Genomic DNA, 17,553 nt, shown 5'->3' with positions numbered 1-17,553 from the left:
GGCAGCGGTCACCCGCGGTGCTCCGGCCCGCCGCCCAGCGCCTGCGCGGAGACCAGATCCAGGAACGACCGCTCGTTGCCCGCTAACCCGGCGGCCGTGAGCGCCTCGTCGGCCTCGGCCATCGGGGCCGCGAGGAGCGGGACGGCCAGGGACGCCCGCGCCGGGTCGTCCAGCACGGCGCGTACGGCCGCGAGCAGCCGCAGATAGGCGCGGGCGGCGGTGCGCTCGTCCGGGGCGGCGGGGGTGCGGGACGTGGTGATGGCCATCGAGGCTTCCTCCCCATGGATCCGTGGGTCCACGGTCCCCGTACTCCGGGAACCGTCAGGACCCCCCAGTCTGATCCATGGGTTTGACAACGGGGCGTGACACCGCGCCAGGCCGCCCGTTCCCCGGCCTACTCCTCGACGAGCATCCCCGCGCGCAGCCGCGTGATGATGCGGTTGAGCAGCCGGGACACGTGCATCTGCGACACGCCCAGCTCCGTACCGATCTGCGACTGCGTCATCTCCTGGCCGAACCGCATCGTCACGATGGAGCGTTCCCGCTCGTCGAGCTGCTCCAGCAGCGGCGCCAGGGCGTGCAGGTTCTCGACCTTCTCCATCGCCGGGTCCGTCTCGCCCAGCACATCGGCGAAGGTCCGGCCGCCGCCGGTGCCGCCGTCCTCGTTCGTGGGCATGTCCAGCGAACCGGCCGTGTAGCCGTTGGTCGCGACGAGGCCCTCGATGACCTCCTCCTCGGTGAGGCCGAGCAGTTCGGAGAGTTCCCTGACGGTCGGGTCCCGGTCCAGGACCGTCGCCAGGTGCTCCTTGGCCTTGGCCAGCTCGACGCGCAGCTCCTGGAGGCGGCGCGGAACATGGACGGCCCAGCTCGTGTCGCGGAAGAAACGCTTGATCTCACCGACGATGTACGGCACCGCGAAGGAGGTGAACTCGACCTCGCGGGAGAGGTCGAACCGGTCGATCGCCTTGATCAGACCGATCGTGCCCACCTGGAGCACGTCCTCCAGGTCGCCGCCGCCCCGGTTGCGGAAGCGGCTCGCCGCGAACCGCACCAGCGACTGGTTCATCTCGATCAGCGTATTGCGGGCGTACTGGTATTCGGGCGTGCCTTCCTCAAGGACCTGGAGCTGGTCGAAGAAGAGCTTCGACAGCGCCCGCGCGTCCTTCGGAGCGATCTTGGTGGGGTCCTCGATACGGGGCAGCTCACCGGTCGTCCCGCTCGCCACCGTTCCGGCCGCCAGGACGCCCGCCAGCTGCTCCGCCTCGACAGCACTCACAGTTCTGGTCGTCATGACACTCACCCTCCAACGCAGCGGACCGTACAAGTTCGGCTAGTGCCCCGGCTTCCGATTCTCATGCACCGTTCTGTCAAGAGTTTTTGAACACCCTTGGAAACGCGCCATGTTTTACCGAGTGAGCGACGCCAGATACGTGACCGTCGCCGGATCCGCCGGGACGAACGTCTCGATGGCCAGCTCGGCGACGGTCACGTCCATCGGCGTGTTGAACGTGGAGATGGACGAGACGAAGGACAGCGTCCGGCCGTCGTGCTCGATCACCATCGGCAGCGCGAAGAGCGGCTCGGACGCCCCGGCGTCCGTCGCGGCCACCGTCTCCCCGGCCGCCTCCCCGGACCGCTCCGGCGGCGGATACGCGGCGACCTCCTCGTACAGCGCCCGCAGCGCGGGGGAGCGGTGCAGGGCGAGCTGACGGCCCATCTGGTCCAGGAGATGCCCGCGCCACTGTGGCAGATTGCGGATCCGGGCGGCGAGCCCCTCCGGGTGAAGGGTGAGCCGCATGGCGTTCAGCGGCGGCGTGAGCAGTCGCTCCGGCACGCCCTCCAGCAGCATCGCGACGCCCCGGTTCGCGGCCACCACCGTGTACGTCCCGTCCACGACCAGCGCCGGGTACGGCTCGTACCCGCGCAGCAGCCGCGCCAGCCCCTCGCGGAGCGCGCCCATGGCCGGGTCGTCCAGCGCGGTCTCCGTGAAGCGGGGCGCGTAGCCGGCCGCCAGCAGCAGGGCGTTGCGCTCCCGCACAGGGACGTCGAGACGGTCGGCGAGCCGCAGCACCATCTCCTCGCTCGGGCGGGCGCGGCCCGTCTCGACGAAGCTGATGTGGCGGGCCGAGGAGTCGGCGCGCAGCGCCAGTTCGAGCTGGCTGAGCCGCCGCCGGGTCCGCCAGCCGCGCAGCAGCGGGCCGAACGCGCCACCGGGGGAGGAGGGAGCCGTTGTACCGTCTGCCGCCATCGCGCGCGCCGCCATAGGAGGACCGTAGTACAGCCCCGTATCGTCGGCCGCGTCGCCCGCCCCTTCTCCTTCCCCAGCCCTTCCCTTTCCTTCCCCCCCTTCCTTTCCCCGAGGAGCACCGCCATGGCCGTCGAGCCGCTGTCGCAGGACGAGATCGAGAACCGGCTGCGGGAGCTGCCCGGCTGGACCCTGGAGGACGGGCGCATCACCCGCACGTACCGGCTCGCCTCGCACCGTGCCGCCGCCGCGCTGGTCGCCCATGTCGCGGCGGTCCAGGACGAGCTGAACCACCACTCCGACCTGACCCTCGGCTACCGCACGGTCGTCCTCGCCGTGAACACGCATGACGCGGGGGGCGCCGTCACCACCAGGGACTTCGCGCTCGCGCAGCGGGTCGAGGAGCTGGCCCCGGCGCACGGCGCCCGCTGACGGGGCGCCCAACTACCCTGGAGTCATGGACGTACTCGCCGGGCTTCTCGACGGACCGCGTGCCCGGGGGGCCTTTCTGCTGCGCATGGTGATGGAGCCGCCCTGGGCCGTCCGGATCGAGGACCGCGCGCCGCTCTGTCTGATGTGCGTCACCAGCGGCGAGGCGTGGATCGTCCCGGACGGCGGCGGCGACCCCGTGGTGCTGCGCGCCGGTGACATCGCCATCAGCCGTGGCCCCGACCCGTACACCGCCGGCGACCGGCCGGACGCGGTGCCCTGCGCGGTGATCGGCCCCGGCGGGGTCTGCCGCACTCTGGAGGGCGAACCGCTCGCGGAGTCCATGCGGCTGGGCGTACGGACCTGGGGCAACGCTCCTGACGGCGGTACGACGATGCTCGTCGGGACCTACCGGATGGACGGCGAGGTGAGCCGCCGGCTGCTGGACGCGCTGCCGCCGCTGGTGCGGCTGCCCGCCGACGCGTGGAGCTGCCCGCTGACGCCCGTTCTGGAGGAGGAGATCTCCCGGGACGACCCGGGGCAGAGCGTCGTGCTCGACCGGGTCCTCGACCTGCTGCTGATAGCCGCGCTCCGGGAGTGGTTCTCACGCCCGGGGGCCGAGGCGCCCGGCTGGTACGGCGCGATGGCCGACCCGGTGGTCGGCAAGGCCCTGCGGCTGATCCAGGACGAGCCGGCCAAGCCCTGGACGGTCGCCTCCCTCGCGGGCGCGTGCGGCATCTCCCGCGCCGGGCTGGCCCGGCGCTTCACCGAACTGGTCGGGGAGCCCCCGATGGCCTATCTCACCGGCTGGCGGCTGGCCACGGCCGCGGATCTGCTGCGCGGCACGGACGCCACGGTCGAGTCGGTGGCCAGGAAGGTCGGCTACAGCGGCTCGTTCGCGCTGAGCGCCGCCTTCAAGCGGGTCCGGGGCGTCAGCCCGCAGGAGTTCCGCAGGAACGTGACGCCGGCCGTCTCCCGGACGCTCGTCTCGGGCTGACCGCCCGTACGCCCCTACGGCCGTACGGCCGCGCGACCGGGCACGGCCCGGCCGGGCGTCCGTACGGACGGCGTACGGACGGCACCGCGCACTCAGTTGACCTCCGCCGGGTGGCTGCCGAGGCGCCTGCCCTCGTCCAGCGCCGCGAACGCGGCCAGGTCGTCGGCGTCCAGCTCGAAGCCGAACACGTCGATGTTCTCCCGGATCCGGGACGGGGTCACCGACTTGGGGATCACCACGTTCCCCAGCTGGAGGTGCCAGCGCAGCACGACCTGGGCCGGGGTCCGCTCGTGCTTGCGCGCGATCGCCACCACCGTCGGGACCTCCAGCAGCCCCTTGCCCTGGCCCAGCGGCGACCACGCCTCGGTCGCGATGGACCGCTTCGCGTGGAAGGCCCGGGACTCGGCCTGCTGGAGCTGCGGGTGCAGCTCGATCTGGTTGAGCACCGGAACCACGGAGGTCTCGCCGAGCAGCCGCTCCAGGTGCTCGGGGAGGAAGTTCGAGACGCCGATGGACCGGGCGCGCCCGTCGGCGAGGATCTTCTCGAACGCCTTGTACGTGTCGACGTACTTGTCGGCGGCCGGGGTCGGCCAGTGGATCAGATACAGGTCGACGTGGTCGAGGCCGAGCTTGCCGAGGGACACGTCGAACGCGCGCAGCGTCGAGTCGTAGCCCTGGTCGCCGTTCCACAGCTTCGTGGTGACGAAGAGTTCCTCACGGGCGATGCCCGAGGCGGCGAGGGCCTTGCCGGTGCCCTCCTCGTTGCCGTAGACGGCCGCGGTGTCGATGCTGCGGTAGCCGGCTTCCAGAGCGGTCGTCACGGCCTGTGTCGCCTCGCTGTCCGGAACCTGCCAGACGCCGAAGCCGAGCTGGGGCATCTCGATGCCGTTGTGGAGGGTGAGGGTGGGGACCTTGCTCACGGGCGGTCGATCCTAACGTCGTCGGTTGCTGCTCGGTCGTCCAACGATTTCGGAGCCGGGCGGATTCCCGTCCGCCCGTCCGCTCCGTCTCCTGAGGACAGGTGTTCAACGGTAGAGTGCCGCGACCTCGGCCGCGTAGGCGGCCTCGATCGCCTTCCGCTTGAGCTTCAGCGACGGGGTCAGCAGTCCGCGCGCCTCGCTGAAGGGGTGCGCCAGGATCCGGAACGTACGGATCGACTCGGCCTGCGAGACCGCCGTGTTCGCGGCCACCACCGCACGCCGGATCTCCGCCTCCAGATCCGGGTCCCGCACCAGCTCGGCGGCCTTGAGCGGCGGCTTGCGCCGGACGGCCAGCCAGTGGTCGACGGCCTCCTGGTCCACCGTCACCAGCGCCGCGACGTAGGGCCGGTCGTTGCCGACCACGATGCACTGCGCGACCAGCGCGTGGGCCCGTACCCGCTCCTCCAGCACCACCGGCGAGACGCTCTTGCCGCCGGAGGTGACCAGGATCTCCTTCTTCCGTCCGGTGATGGTCAGGTAGCCGTCCTCGTCCAGGGCCCCCAGGTCCCCGGTGGCCAGCCACTCCTCGTTGAGGACGGCGTCGGTGGCCTTCGGGTCGTTGAGGTAGCCCGCGAAGATCTGGCCGCCGCGCAGCCACACCTCTCCGTCGTCCGCGATGTGCACGGAGGTGCCGGGGATCGGCTGCCCGACCGTTCCGTACCGGGTGCGCTCGGGCGGGTTGGCGGTGGCCGCCGCGCAGGACTCGGTGAGCCCGTACCCCTCGTAGATCCGGACGCCCGCGCCCGCGAAGAACAGCCCGAGCCGCCGGTCCATCGCGGATCCGCCCGACATGGCGTGCCGGACGCGCCCGCCCATCGCCTCGCGGATCCGCCCGTACACCGCCCGTTCGAAGAACCGGTGCTGCATCCGCAGCCCGGCCGAGGGACCGGGGCCGAGGTCGAAGGCCCGCTGCTCCACCGCCTCCGCGTACCGCACCGCCACTTCCACCGCCTTGTCGAAGGCGCCGGCCCTGTCCTCCGTCTCCGCCTTGCGGCGCGCCGCGTGGTAGACCCTCTCGAAGATGTACGGCACGGCCAGGATGAACGACGGCCGGAACGCGGCCAGATCGGGCAGCAGCGCACTCGCCTGGAGCGCCGGCTGGTGGCCGAGCTTGACCCGGCCGCGGATCGCCGCGATCTCGATCATGCGGCCGAAGACGTGCGAGAGCGGCAGGAAGAGCAGCGTCGACGCCTCGTCGCCCGACCTGGTGTGGAAGACCGGCTCCCACCGCGCCAGCACGGTGTCCGCCTCGAACATGAAGTTGGCGTGGGTGATCAGGCACCCCTTGGGGCGGCCCGTGGTGCCCGAGGTGTAGATCACCGTGGCCACGGAGTCGGGGGTGACGGCGGTACGGTGCCGGTGCACCACCTCGTCCTCGATCCCCGCGCCCGCCGCGTACAGCTCGTCCAGCGCGCCCGCGTCGAGCTGCCAGAGCCGTCTCAGCCGCGGCAGCCGGCCGATGACCGAACCGACGGTCATCGCGTGGTCCTCGTCCTCGACCACACAGGCCGAGACCTCCGCGTCGTGCATCATCCAGTAGATCTGCTCGGCGGAGGAGGTCGGGTAGACGGGGACGGGCTGGGCGCCGACCGACCAGAGCGCGAAGTCGAAGAGCGTCCACTCGTAGCGGGTACGGGACATGATCGCGACCCGGTCCCCGAACCGCACCCCCTGTGCCAGCAGCCCCTTCGCCAGTGCGAGCACCTCGTCACGGAAGGCCGCCGAGGTCACGTCGTGCCAGCGGCCCGCCGCGTCCTTGCGGCCGAGGGCGACCCGGCCGGGATCGTCCAGGGCATGGTCGTACACGGCGTCCGCGAGCCCACCGACGTGGGGGGCGGCCGGCAGAGGGGGAACGGTGAACTCGCGCAATGACCTGGCTCCTTGTGGCGCTCCGCACAGCGCGGTGACGGTACCCCACCTTGCAGGACCGGGTGGTGTCGGCGGGAACAACCGGTACCGCACGGCGTCACCGCAGGTCAGAGCGGTGGAAGCCGGAATATCCCGGTGGGCTGGGGCCTTGTTCTGACCCCGGAGTAAGGAGACAACGCGGAAATCTCCACCGAATCCGTACGCCGTGCTCACCGGCGCTCTACCGGTGCGGGACTCCTGGTACGCACCCGAACGTAGGCGCGTCAGTCCCCGGCGGGCGGCCGGTGCAGCCGGTCGCCGCCCGCCAGGATCGCCGCGGCCAGCGCGTCCGCCGCCGCCCGGGTCGCCCCGCCGCCCGGCCCCGGCCGGCCGGAGCGGCCGCCGTCCAGCAGGACGAACTCCACCTCGCCCAGCTCGGGCAGGCCCGCCCTGGCCGGGACCGGCACCAGGCCCGGCGGGACCAGCCCGCGGGTGTGGGCCATCACGCCGAGCCCCGCGCGGGCCGCCGCTGTCAGCCCGCTCAGGCTGGCGCTCGTACACGCGACGCGCCAGTGCCTGCCGTGCGCCTCCAGCACCTCCAGCGCCCGGGCGCGGGTGATGCCGGGCGGCGGGAAGACGATCAGCGGCACCGGACGGTCCGGGTCGAGCCGGAACCGCGGCGCCCCGATCCACACCAGGGTGGACCGCCAGACCGGCCGGCCGTGCGTGTCGCCGGGACGCCGCTTGGCCAGCACCAGATCGAGCCCGCCGGCCGCGAGTTGCTCGTGCAGGGTGCCCGACAGCCCGACGGTCAGTTCCAGATCGACCTCGGGGTGGTCACGCCGGAAGGCCTCCAGGATCTCCGGCAGCCGGGTCAGCACGAAGTCCTCCGACGCGCCGAACCGCAGCCGCCCGCGCAGCCGGGTACCGGTGAAGAACGCCGCCGCCCGGTCGTGCGCCGCGAGGATCGTCCCGGCGAAGCCGAGCATGGCCTCGCCGTCCTCCGTCAGCTCCACGCTGTGCGTGTCGCGGGTGAACAGCGGCCGCCCCGTCGCCTCCTCCAGGCGGCGGACGTGCTGGCTCACGGTGGACTGGCGCACCCCCAGCCGGCGGGCCGCCTGCGTGAAGCTGAGCGTCTGCGCGACGGCCAGGAAGGTGCGGAGCTGTCCGGGGTCGTACATGAGTCCAGCGTACGGGCTCATCGCGAAACATGATGACAGTCAGAGTGGTATGCGGGATTCCCGATCAAGGCAAGGGGGCGCAGGATGGGGAGGCACGATCTGTACCGACCCCGCGAGACCGCCCGTAGTGGAGCACATGAACCGCCGCACCGTCCCGAGCATCCTGTCCCGGCTGCCGGTCGACCCGTACGTCCTGGCCCTTCTCGCGACCGTCGGCCTCGCCGCGCTCCTCCCGGTCTCCGGCACCGCCGCGCGGTTCGCGGGCGGCGCCTCGACCGGCGCGGTGGGCCTGCTGTTCTTCCTCTACGGCGCGCGGCTCTCCACCCGCGAGGTGACCGACGGGCTACGGCACTGGCGGCTCCACGTGACCGTCCTCGCCTGTACGTTCGTCCTCTTCCCGCTGCTGGGACTGGCGGCCCGGGGCCTGGTGCCGTTCGTCCTCACCCCGCAGCTCTACAGCGGGCTGCTCTTCCTCTGCCTGGTGCCGTCGACGGTCCAGTCGTCCATCGCCTTCACGTCCATCGCCCGGGGCAACGTGCCCGCCGCGATCTGCGCGGGCTCCTTCTCCAGCCTCGTCGGCATCGTCATCACCCCGCTCCTGGCCGCGCTGCTGATCGGCGGCGGCACGGCCGGCTTCTCCGCCGGCTCCCTGTTCAAGATCGTCGCCCAGCTCCTGCTGCCGTTCCTGGCGGGCCAGTTGCTGCGCCGCTGGGTGGCCGGCTTCCTCGCCCGGCACAAGAAGGTGCTGGGCCTGGTGGACCGGGGCTCGGTGCTGCTGGTCGTCTACACCGCGTTCAGCGAGGGCATGGTGACGGGCATCTGGCACCAGGTGACCCCGGCGCGGCTCGGGGCGCTGCTGGCCGTGGAGGCGGTGCTGCTCGCGGCGATGCTGGCGGCGAGCTGGTACGGCGCGAAGCGGCTCGGCTTCGTACGGGAGGACCGCGTCGCCATACAGTTCGCCGGCTCGAAGAAGAGCCTGGCGGCGGGGCTGCCGATGGCGACCGTACTCTTCGGGGCGCAGGCGAGCCTGGCGGTGCTGCCGCTGATGCTCTTCCACCAGATGCAGCTCATGGTCTGCGCGGTCCTGGCCAAGCGCCGCGCGGGCGATCCGGAGTCACGGTCCGGGGAGCCGCTCCCCGGCGGGTCCACGGCCCCGGACGAGGCCGTCCCGGCGGGAACGCGCTGACAGCCCGGGCCGCGGTGTCACCGTGCCGGTTCATCGGCCCGCCTCCCCGCCACGCCGGCGAGTGAGCCGAGCACGGTCAACCGTCGACGGCGACTTGAAGCGCCCCGGAGGCGAACCGAGCCCTCAAAAAAGAGGGGAACCCGGCCGACGCAGGGGGCGCTCCCCGCCGGCCGGGTCCCTTCCCGTGCGGCGGGGGAGGGTCGCACCCCGGTGCGGTCATACGCCGGTGTGCAGTGCGATCCGTTCGTCTCCCGCGTACACGTTCATGGAGGGGCCGCGGAGGAAGCCGACGAGGGTGAGCCCGGTTTCGGCGGCCAGGTCCACGGCGAGCGATGACGGTGCGGAGACCGCCGCCAGTACGGGGATGCCCGCCATGACGGCTTTCTGCGCCAGTTCGAAGGAGGCGCGTCCGGAGACCAGGAGGATGGCCCGGGAGAGCGGCAGGAGATCCTGGCGCAGGGCGCGGCCGACGAGTTTGTCGACGGCGTTGTGGCGGCCGACGTCTTCACGGATGTCGAGCAGTTCGCCGTCCTCCGAGAAGAGGGCCGCGGCGTGGAGCCCCCCGGTCCGGTCGAAGACCGCCTGCGCCGCCCGCAGCCGGTCGGGGAGGCCGGCGAGCAGGGCGGGTTCGACCCGGACCGGGGGAGTGTCGTGGATGGGGAAGCGGGCGGTCGTGCGGACGGCGTCGAGGCTGGCCTTGCCGCACAGTCCGCACGAGGAGGTGGTGTAGACGTTGCGTTCGAGGGTGATGTCGGGGACGGGGACGCCGGGGGCGAGCTGGACGTCGACGACGTTGTAGGTGTTGGTGCCGTCGGCCTGCGCGCCCGCGCAGTAGACGATGGACCGGACGTCGGAGGCGGCGGCGAGTACGCCTTCGCTGACGAGGAAGCCGGCCGCGAGCGCGAAGTCGTCGCCGGGGGTGCGCATGGTGATGGCGAGGGGTTTGCCGTTGAGGCGGATCTCCAGCGGTTCCTCGGCGACCAGCGTGTCGGGCCGGGTGGTGACGATCCCGTCCCGGATCCGGATGGTGCGGCGGCGCTCGGTGACCCGTCCCATGGTGATCAGTCCTACTCGTTGCTCGTCGAGATGTCGGCCCGTTCAGCGCTGCTGTACGTGCTGGAAGCCGAAGCGGCCTTTGATGCAGAGGTTGCCGTGTGTCACGGGGTTGTCGTGCGGTGACGTGACCTTCACGATCTCATTGTCCTGTACGTGGAGCGTCAGGTTGCAGCCGACGCCGCAGTAGGCGCAGATCGTGGTGGTCTCGGTCTGCGCCGTCTCGTTCCAGGTACCCGCGGCGCGCATGTCGAACTCGGATTTGAAGCTCAGGGCTCCGGTGGGGCAGACCTCGATGCAGTTGCCGCAGTAGACGCAGGCGGAGTCGGTGAGCGGCGCGTCGTGCTCGGTGGAGATCCGGGCGTCGAAGCCGCGGCCGGCGACGGAGATCGCGAAGGTGTTCTGCCATTGTTCGCCGCACGCGTCGACGCACTTGTAGCACTGGATGCACTTGTCGTAGTCGCGGACGTAGAGATCGTTGTCGATCTTGGGTTCCTCGTCGAGCCGGGCCGCGTCCGGGCCGAAGCGGGCCGGCTTCGCCTCGTACTCCTTGATCCACTCGGCGGCCCTGGGCGTGGTCGAGAGGTCCGTCGCCGAGGCGAGGAGTTCGAGGACGATCTTTCTGCTGTGCCGGGCGCGCTCGCTGTCCGTGACGACGGTCATGCCCGGTTCGGCGCGGCGGGAGCAGGCGGGGGCGAGCGTCCGGGCGCCCTCGACCTCGACCACGCAGACGCGGCACGCGTTCTTCGGGGTGAGGGTGTCGCCTTCGCAGAGGGTCGGGATGTCCTTGCCCGCGGCGCGGCAGGCGTCCAGGATCGTGGCGCCCTCGGGCACTCGGGTCTCCTGGCCGTCGAGGGTGAACTCGACCAGCCGGCGCGGCGGCTGGAGCGGTATCGCGGTCACAGGGCGCTCTCCGTCTCGTGGGCGGGATCGTGGGCGGTCTCGTGGGCGGTGTCGTAGACACCCAGTCGGTCGATAGCGGATTCGACGGCGTTCCAGGCGGTCTGCCCGAGTCCGCAGATGGAGGCGTCCTTCATGGCCCGGCCGACCTCGCGCAGCAGCGCGATGTCGCCGGCCGCCGCGGCGCCCGGGCGCTCGGCGATCCGGTGCAGGGCCTCCTCCTGGCGGACGGTGCCGACCCGGCAGGGCACGCACTGTCCGCACGACTCGTCGCGGAAGAACTCGGCGATGCGCAGCAGCATGCGGGGGAGTTCGACGGTGTCGTCGAGGACGAGGACGACCCCGGAGCCGAGTGTGGTGCCGGCGGCGCGGGTGCCCTCGAAGGTGAGCGGGATGTCGCGTTCGTCGGGGCGTACGAAGCCGCCGGCGGCGCCGCCGAGCAGGATGGCGCGTACGGTGTCCGGCGCCTCGGCCAGGTCGAGGAGTTCGCCGAGGGTGGCACCGAAGGGGAGTTCGTAGATGCCGGGGCGGCCGACGTTCCCGGAGACGCAGAAGAGTTTGGGACCGGTGGATCCGGCGGTGCCGGTCGCCGCGTACGCCTGGGCGCCGCCGGTGAGGATGGGCAGCACGTTGATCAGCGTCTCGACGTTGTTCTCGGCGGTCGGCTTGCCGAACAGGCCCTGTTCCACGGGGAAGGGCGGCTTGGAGCGCGGTTCGCCGCGGTAGCCCTCGATGGAGTTGAACAGGGCGGTCTCCTCGCCGCAGATGTACGCCCCGGCGCCGCGGCGGATCTCGATGTCGAACGCGTAGCCCTGGCCGAGGATGTCGTCGCCGAGCAGTCCGCGGGCGCGCGCCCGGTCGATGGCGTGCTGGAGCAGGCGCAGGGCGCGCGGGTACTCGCCGCGCAGGTAGAGGAAGCCGCGGTGCGCGCCGACCGCGTATCCGGCGATGGTCATCGCCTCGATGAGGGAGTACGGGTCGCCCTCCATGACCACCCGGTCCTTGAAGGTGCCGGGTTCGGACTCGTCGGCGTTGCAGACCAGGTAGTGCGGGTGGGCGGGCTGGGCGGCGGTGGCCTGCCACTTGCGCCCGGTGGGGAACGCGGCGCCGCCCCGGCCGACCAGACCGGAGTCGGTCACCTCGCGGATCACACCGGCGGGCCCGAGGCCGAAGGCCCGGCGCAGCGCGGTGTAGCCGCCGTGGGCGCGGTAGTCGTCGAGGCTGTACGGGTCGACGACGCCGACGCGGCGCAGCAGGGTGAGTCCGGGCTGCCCGGCCTGCGGTACGGCGCTCGCGGCGCCGGGTTCGGCGGGGGCCGCGAGGGGTTCGGCCGCGGCGCGCACCAGGGCGTCGGCGGTGGCGGGCGCGACGACGGCGGTGGCGTACGGGCGGGCCGGCGGGTTCTGCGCGGTGGCGGTCCCGGCCGGGGCGCCCGCCTGGACGAGCAGCGCGGCGGGGGCCCGTTCGCACAGGCCGAGACAGGGGCTGGGCTGCCAGACGAGCCCTCCGGCGGATGTGCTCGCGGCGCCTGTGTCCCCGCCGTCCGCCGCGCCGCCGCCCACCGGGGTGCCCGCCGGGCCGAGGTGTCGTTCCAGCTCGGCGCGGAGGCCGGTGGCGCCGCGGCTCGCGCAGGCCAGGTCGGTGCAGACGTGCAGCACCTTCGCGGGGCGTGGCCGGACGGCGAACATCGCGTAGAACGTGGCGACTCCGTACGCCTCGGCCGGGGGCACGGTCAGCCGCCGGCAGAGGTAGTCCAGGGCGCCCTCGCTGATCCAGCCGACCCGGTCGTTGACCGCGTGCAGCCCCGGCAGCAGCAGATCGCGCCGCTCGCGCGCCTCCCGGCCGCCGCGGGCCCAGCGCAGATCCGTGTCCGTACGGTCGTCCGCGCCCTCCCAGGCGGAGCCGGGCGGGCCGAGGAGGGCGTCGACCGCCGCGCGTTCCTCGTCGGTCGGTTTGCTGTCACCGAAGCGCAGATCCACCTGTTCAGCTCCTTGTCGGGACGGAGGGGAGGGGCAGCTTCTCGATCCGGATCGCGGACGCCTTGAACTCGGCGGTGCCCGCGATCGGGCAGTTGGCCTCGATGGTGAGCTGGTTGGTGTCCACCTCGTCCGGGAAGTGCATGGTCATGAAGGCCAGCCCCGGGCGCAGCCCCGGGTCGATCCAGACCGGTGCCTGTACGGTGCCGCGCCGGGAGCTGATCCGTACCTCCTCACCGGCGCTCACCCCGTACCGCTCGGCGTCCTCCGGGCACAGCTCGACGTACTCGCCCCGGCGCAGCGGGGAGGCGAAACTCCCGCTCTGCACACCGGTGTTGTACGAGTCGAGCCGGCGTCCCGTGGTGAGCCTGATCGGGTAGCGGTCGTCGGTCAGGTCGACCGGCGGGTCGTGCCGGACCAGGCCGAAGGGGGCCCGCCTGCCGCGCCGTTCCGGGTCGTTCTCCCACAACCGGCCGTGCAGGAAGGTGGGTTCGAGCCGCTCGGTGTCGGGGCACGGCCACTGGATGCCCTGGTGCTCCGCCAGCCGTTCGTAGGTCATGCCGTAGTGGTCGGGGGAGACCGACCGCAGTTCGTTCCAGACCGACTCGGCGTCCGCGTACTTCCAGGCGTGGCCGAGGCGGCCCGCGAGGTCGCAGATGATGTCGATGTCCTCGCGCGCCTCGCCGGGCGGTTCCACGGCCTTGCGGACGCGCTGCACCCGGCGTTCGCTGTTGGTGGTGGTGCCGTCGGTCTCGGCCCACGCGGCGGTGGCGGGCAGCACCACGTCGGCGAGTTCGGCGGTCTTCGTGAGGAAGATGTCCTGCACCACGAGGCAGTCGAGCCGCCGCATCCGCTCCATGGCCTGTTCGCTGTCGGCCTCCGACTGGGCGGGGTTCTCGCCGATGCAGTAGACGGCCCTGAGGGCGCCGGTCTCCATGGCCTCGAACATGTCGGTCAGGTTGAGCCCGTAGCGCGGCTGGATGACGGTGTCCCACGCGGTCTCGAACTTCCGCCGTACGTCCGGCTCCAGGATGTCCTGGAAGCCCGGCAGCCGGTTCGGGATGGCGCCCATGTCGCCGCCGCCCTGCACGTTGTTCTGGCCGCGCAGCGGCTGCACTCCGGAGCCGTACCGTCCGACGTGCCCGGTGAGCAGCGCCAGGTTGATCAGCGCGCGGACGTTGTCGGTGCCGTTGTGGTGCTCCGTGATGCCCAGGGTCCAGCAGAGCTGCGCGCGTTCGGCGCGGGCGTAGGCGTGGGCGAGGTCCCTGATCGCCTCGGCGGGCACCCCGGTCACCTGTTCCGCCGCCGAGAGGGTCCAGGGCTCGACCTCGGCCGCGTACGCCTCGAACCCGGACGTCGCGCGCTCGATGAACGACACGTTGGGCAGCCCCGCGTGGATGATCTCGCGGCCGACGGCGTGGGCCATCGGGATGTCCGTGCCGACGTTCAGCCCGAGCCAGCTCTCGGCCCACTCGGCGGTGGAGGTGCGGCGCGGGTCGACGGCGTACATCCGCGCGCCGTTCCTGATGCCGCGCAGGACGTGCTGGAAGAAGATCGGGTGCGCGAAGCGGGCGTTGGAGCCCCACATCACGATCAGGTCGGTGTGGTCGACCTCGCCGTACGAGGAGGTGCCGCCGCCGGAGCCGAAGACGGCGGAGAGCCCGGCGACGCTCGGCGCGTGGCAGGTGCGGTTGCAGGAGTCCACGTTGTTGGTGCCCATCACCACCCGTGCGAACTTCTGCGCGACGTAGTTCATCTCGTTGGTGGCGCGGGCGCAGGAGAACATCCCGAACGCGCCGCGCGCGGCGCCGAGTCCCTCGGCCGCCCGGTCCAGCGCCTCGTCCCAGGTCGCCCGGCGCAGGGGGCCGTCCTTGGTGTCCCGCACCATCGGGTGCGTGATGCGGGCGTATGTCTTCGGCGTTCGGTCTCGCTTCTTCACGCTGCGCTCTCCTCGGAGTGAGGGCCGGCGGTCGTACGCAAGGTCATTGCATACAGTATTCTGTAGGCGGGTGCGCAACGGAAGCCCTGTGGAAGGGATTCGGCCGCGCACCCGCCGGATCAGGCGGCGGCGCCGCGGGCCAGCAGATCGGAGATCGCGCCCACCGTGCGGAGCGTCGGGACGTCCGTCCCGGTGATCTCCGCGAGCTCCACGACGGCGGCGAGCAGGACGTCCAGCTCCAGCGGTTTGCCCTTCTCCAGGTCCTGGAGCGTGGAGGTCCGGTGGTCGCCGACCCGCTCCGCGCCCGCGAGGCGTCGCTCGACGGAGATGGCGGGGTGACAGCCCAGCGCCGCCGCGACCCGCAGGGACTCCACCATCATCAGCTCGATGACCTCGCGGGTGGAGCGGTGCAGACACATCTCCCGCATGGTGGCGCGGGTCAGCGCGCTGATCGGGTTGAAGGAGATGTTGCCGAGCAGCTTGATCCAGATGTCCTCGCGCAGCTCGGGCTCGACCGGGCACTTGAGACCGCCCGTCCGCATGGCCTCGCCGAATTCCAGACAGCGCGCCGAGACCGAGCGGTCCGGCTCGCCGATCGAGAACCGGGTCCCTTCGAGATGCCGGACCACGCCGGGTCCCGCCAGCTCCGTCGCCGCGTACACCACGCACCCGATCGCACGCCCGGGCGGCAGGACCGCGCTGACCGAGCCGGCGGGGTCGACGCTCTCGACCCGCCGGCCGTCGTACGGACCCCCGTGGCCGTGGAAGTACCACCAGGGGATGCCGTTCTGGGCGGCGACGACCGCCGTGCGCTCCTGGAGCAGCGGCGCCACCAGCGGCCCGCACGCCGCGTAGGAGTTCGCCTTCAGACCCAGGAACACGTAGTCGACCGGACCTATGCCGTCCGGCCGGTCGGTGGCGTGCACCCGTGCGGTGAAATCCCCGCGCGGGCTGCGCACTTGGACTCCGTACTGCCTCATGGCCGCCAGATGCGGTCCACGGGCGATGAGATGGACATCGGCGCCGGCCCGGTGCAGGGCGGCTCCGACATAGGCGCCGATCGCTCCGGCGCCGACGACTGCGACTTTCACGGTGAGGCTCTCCGTTCGGTTGAGGGGACCGAGGGAAGGCGTGTGCCTGCCGACTGCACGGTCGGCGATATATTGTCTACAGTATGGAGTTCTGGCCGACAAGGCTCCTGTGCGGTATGCGGTCGGCAAAGTCCCCCGCTGGAAGATCTTCCCAACAGGGCATCCGGGTTCCTAGAGTCCGGACATGACCCCACCACTCGCGCCCGCCGGCTGGAGCCGCTGGCTGGTGCCCCCCGCCGCGCTGTCGGTGCACCTCTCGATCGGCCAGGCCTATGCCTGGAGCGTGTTCAAGCCCCCGCTCGAATCCGCGCTCGGTCTCTCCGGCACCCAGAGCGCCCTCCCGTTCCAACTGGGCATCGTGATGCTCGGTCTCTCGGCCGCCTTCGGTGGCACCCTCGTCGAACGCAACGGGCCGCGCTGGGCGATGACCGTCGCCCTGTGCTGCTTCTCGTCCGGCTTCCTGATCGCCGCGCTCGGCGCCGCCACCGAACAGTTCTGGCTGATCGTCCTCGGCTACGGGTTCGTCGGGGGGATCGGCCTCGGTATCGGCTACATCTCCCCGGTCTCCACCCTGATCAAGTGGTTCCCCGACCGGCCCGGCATGGCCACCGGCATCGCCATCATGGGCTTCGGCGGCGGCGCGCTCATCGCCTCGCCGTGGTCCGCGCAGATGCTGAAGTCGTACGGCACGGGTTCGGAGGGCATCGCGTACGCCTTCCTCACGCACGGCCTGGTGTACGCCGCGTTCATGACGCTCGGCGTGCTGCTGGTCCGCGTACCCCCGCCCGGCTACCGGCAGAAGGCGCCGGAGGGCGCGGACGGGAAGGCGCCTCAGGCGGCCGCCGGCTCCCTGATCTCCACCGCGCAGGTCTCCGCGAAATCCGCCGTGCGCACCCCGCAGTTCTGGTGCCTGTGGCTCGTCCTGTGCATGAACGTGACCGCGGGAATCGGGATCCTGGAGAAGGCCGCCCCGATGATCACCGACTTCTTCGCGGAGACGTCGACGCCCGTCTCTGTCTCGGCCGCCGCCGGGTTCGTCGCGCTGCTCTCCGCGGCCAACATGGCGGGCCGGATCGGCTGGTCCTCCACCTCGGACCTGATCGGCCGGAAGAACATCTACCGTGTCTACCTCGGCGTCGGCGCCGTCATGTACCTGCTCATCGCGCAGTTCGGCGACTCCTCCAAGCCGCTCTTCATCGTCTGCGCGCTGGTGATCCTCTCCTTCTACGGAGGCGGCTTCGCCACCATCCCCGCCTATCTCAAGGACCTGTTCGGCACGTACCAGGTGGGCGCGATCCACGGCCGCCTGCTCACCGCCTGGTCCACCGCCGGGGTCCTCGGCCCGCTCATCGTCAACTGGGTCGCCGACAGCCAGGAGGAGGCGGGCAAGAGCGGCGCCGGGCTCTACGGGCTCTCCTTCACGATCATGATCGGTCTGCTCGTCGTCGGCTTCGTCGCCAACGAACTCGTCAGGCCCGTCCACCCCCGTCACCACGTTCCCGCACCGAGGGAGGCAGCCGATGACCAGCTCGCCGGCGAACAGCGCCAGCACTCCTGAATCCGGCCGTACCGGTCTGATCGTCTTCGCCTGGCTTTGGGTGGGGATCCCCCTCGCGTACGGTGTGTACGAACTGGTCCTGAAGGCCGCCCAGCTTTTCACCGGATGAGGCGGAGTCTCCAAGCAGCGTGGTGGAATCCTGTCGATTCCCCTGCACCCCTACCGGTGAG

The 17,553-nt window shown here is 71.6% G+C and carries 16 protein-coding genes; 5 read left to right on the top strand and 11 right to left on the bottom strand.

The features are described 5' to 3' along the window. Positions 1 to 8 precede the first annotated feature (8 nt). The 3 genes from AB0P17_RS08815 to AB0P17_RS08805 all read right to left on the bottom strand — a co-directional run bounded on the left by AB0P17_RS08815 (position 9) and on the right by AB0P17_RS08805 (position 2,248). Positions 9 to 266 (bottom strand): hypothetical protein, encoded by a 258-nt coding sequence (locus tag AB0P17_RS08815; RefSeq protein ID WP_365808923.1) that lies wholly within the window; start codon positions 264 to 266, stop codon positions 9 to 11. A 128-nt stretch (positions 267 to 394) separates the two neighbouring features. Continuing rightward, on the bottom strand, positions 395 to 1,291 hold the full coding sequence (locus tag AB0P17_RS08810) for an RNA polymerase sigma factor SigF (RefSeq protein WP_365808921.1): 897 nt from the start codon (positions 1,289 to 1,291) through the stop codon (positions 395 to 397). A gap of 114 nt (positions 1,292 to 1,405) precedes the next feature. Beyond that, positions 1,406 to 2,248 carry a helix-turn-helix transcriptional regulator gene (locus AB0P17_RS08805; protein WP_365809124.1) on the bottom strand — a complete coding sequence of 281 codons (843 nt, stop codon included), beginning with the start codon at positions 2,246 to 2,248 and terminating at the stop codon, positions 1,406 to 1,408. 123 nt (positions 2,249 to 2,371) lie between these two features. On the opposite strand from AB0P17_RS08805, the gene AB0P17_RS08800 reads away from it, so the two are divergent. Together AB0P17_RS08800 and AB0P17_RS08795 are read left to right on the top strand one after the other, a co-directional pair. After that, positions 2,372 to 2,677: a 4a-hydroxytetrahydrobiopterin dehydratase gene (locus tag AB0P17_RS08800; RefSeq protein WP_365808920.1), complete on the top strand. Its 306-nt coding sequence runs from the start codon at positions 2,372 to 2,374 to the stop codon at positions 2,675 to 2,677. A 25-nt stretch (positions 2,678 to 2,702) separates the two neighbouring features. Next, entirely contained in the window at positions 2,703 to 3,671 is a 969-nt protein-coding gene (locus AB0P17_RS08795; protein ID WP_365808918.1) for an AraC family transcriptional regulator, read from the top strand. A gap of 92 nt (positions 3,672 to 3,763) precedes the next feature. On the opposite strand, the gene AB0P17_RS08790 is transcribed toward AB0P17_RS08795, so the two are convergent. From AB0P17_RS08790 to AB0P17_RS08780, 3 genes are all read right to left on the bottom strand, one after another. Beyond that, on the bottom strand, positions 3,764 to 4,591 hold the full coding sequence (locus AB0P17_RS08790; RefSeq protein WP_365808916.1) for an aldo/keto reductase: 828 nt from the start codon (positions 4,589 to 4,591) through the stop codon (positions 3,764 to 3,766). A 105-nt stretch (positions 4,592 to 4,696) separates the two neighbouring features. Further along, positions 4,697 to 6,520, bottom strand: a complete 1,824-nt coding sequence (locus tag AB0P17_RS08785; RefSeq protein WP_365808914.1) for a long-chain fatty acid--CoA ligase — start codon at positions 6,518 to 6,520, stop codon at positions 4,697 to 4,699. Positions 6,521 to 6,783: 263 nt separating this feature from the next. Next, positions 6,784 to 7,680 carry a LysR substrate-binding domain-containing protein gene (locus AB0P17_RS08780; protein ID WP_365808912.1) on the bottom strand — a complete coding sequence of 299 codons (897 nt, stop codon included), beginning with the start codon at positions 7,678 to 7,680 and terminating at the stop codon, positions 6,784 to 6,786. 136 nt (positions 7,681 to 7,816) lie between these two features. On the opposite strand from AB0P17_RS08780, the gene AB0P17_RS08775 reads away from it, so the two are divergent. Next, positions 7,817 to 8,866: a bile acid:sodium symporter family protein gene (locus AB0P17_RS08775; RefSeq protein WP_365808911.1), complete on the top strand. Its 1,050-nt coding sequence runs from the start codon at positions 7,817 to 7,819 to the stop codon at positions 8,864 to 8,866. Between the two features lie 216 nt (positions 8,867 to 9,082). On the opposite strand, the gene fdhD is transcribed toward AB0P17_RS08775, so the two are convergent. The 5 genes from fdhD to AB0P17_RS08750 all read right to left on the bottom strand — a co-directional run bounded on the left by fdhD (position 9,083) and on the right by AB0P17_RS08750 (position 15,825). Next, positions 9,083 to 9,922 carry a formate dehydrogenase accessory sulfurtransferase FdhD gene (fdhD, locus tag AB0P17_RS08770; RefSeq protein WP_365808909.1) on the bottom strand — a complete coding sequence of 280 codons (840 nt, stop codon included), beginning with the start codon at positions 9,920 to 9,922 and terminating at the stop codon, positions 9,083 to 9,085. 42 nt (positions 9,923 to 9,964) lie between these two features. Further along, positions 9,965 to 10,822: a 2Fe-2S iron-sulfur cluster-binding protein gene (locus tag AB0P17_RS08765; RefSeq protein ID WP_365808907.1), complete on the bottom strand. Its 858-nt coding sequence runs from the start codon at positions 10,820 to 10,822 to the stop codon at positions 9,965 to 9,967. Further along, positions 10,819 to 12,798, bottom strand: a complete 1,980-nt coding sequence (locus AB0P17_RS08760; RefSeq protein ID WP_365808905.1) for an NADH-ubiquinone oxidoreductase-F iron-sulfur binding region domain-containing protein — start codon at positions 12,796 to 12,798, stop codon at positions 10,819 to 10,821. Before AB0P17_RS08760 ends, AB0P17_RS08765 begins: the two co-directional genes overlap by 4 nt. A gap of 4 nt (positions 12,799 to 12,802) precedes the next feature. Further along, positions 12,803 to 14,734: a molybdopterin-dependent oxidoreductase gene (locus tag AB0P17_RS08755; protein ID WP_365808904.1), complete on the bottom strand. Its 1,932-nt coding sequence runs from the start codon at positions 14,732 to 14,734 to the stop codon at positions 12,803 to 12,805. Between the two features lie 119 nt (positions 14,735 to 14,853). Further along, complete coding sequence (locus AB0P17_RS08750) at positions 14,854 to 15,825, bottom strand: 2-dehydropantoate 2-reductase (protein ID WP_365808902.1); 972 nt, start codon at positions 15,823 to 15,825, stop codon at positions 14,854 to 14,856. A gap of 184 nt (positions 15,826 to 16,009) precedes the next feature. Between AB0P17_RS08750 and AB0P17_RS08745 the strand changes: the two genes are divergently transcribed. Both AB0P17_RS08745 and AB0P17_RS08740 read left to right on the top strand, forming a co-directional pair. After that, the gene (locus AB0P17_RS08745) at positions 16,010 to 17,383 is read left to right on the top strand and encodes an OFA family MFS transporter (protein WP_365808901.1); all 1,374 of its coding nucleotides are present in this window, start codon (positions 16,010 to 16,012) and stop codon (positions 17,381 to 17,383) included. Continuing rightward, the gene (locus AB0P17_RS08740) at positions 17,346 to 17,492 is read left to right on the top strand and encodes a hypothetical protein (RefSeq protein WP_365808899.1); all 147 of its coding nucleotides are present in this window, start codon (positions 17,346 to 17,348) and stop codon (positions 17,490 to 17,492) included. Before AB0P17_RS08745 ends, AB0P17_RS08740 begins: the two co-directional genes overlap by 38 nt. Positions 17,493 to 17,553: the final 61 nt, after the last annotated feature.

Source organism: Streptomyces sp. NPDC088124, from assembly GCF_040685895.1.
Lineage (GTDB): Bacteria > Actinomycetota > Actinomycetes > Streptomycetales > Streptomycetaceae > Streptomyces.
The sequence above is the reverse complement of the archived record's forward strand: the minus strand, read 5'-3'. Positions and strand labels throughout refer to the sequence as shown.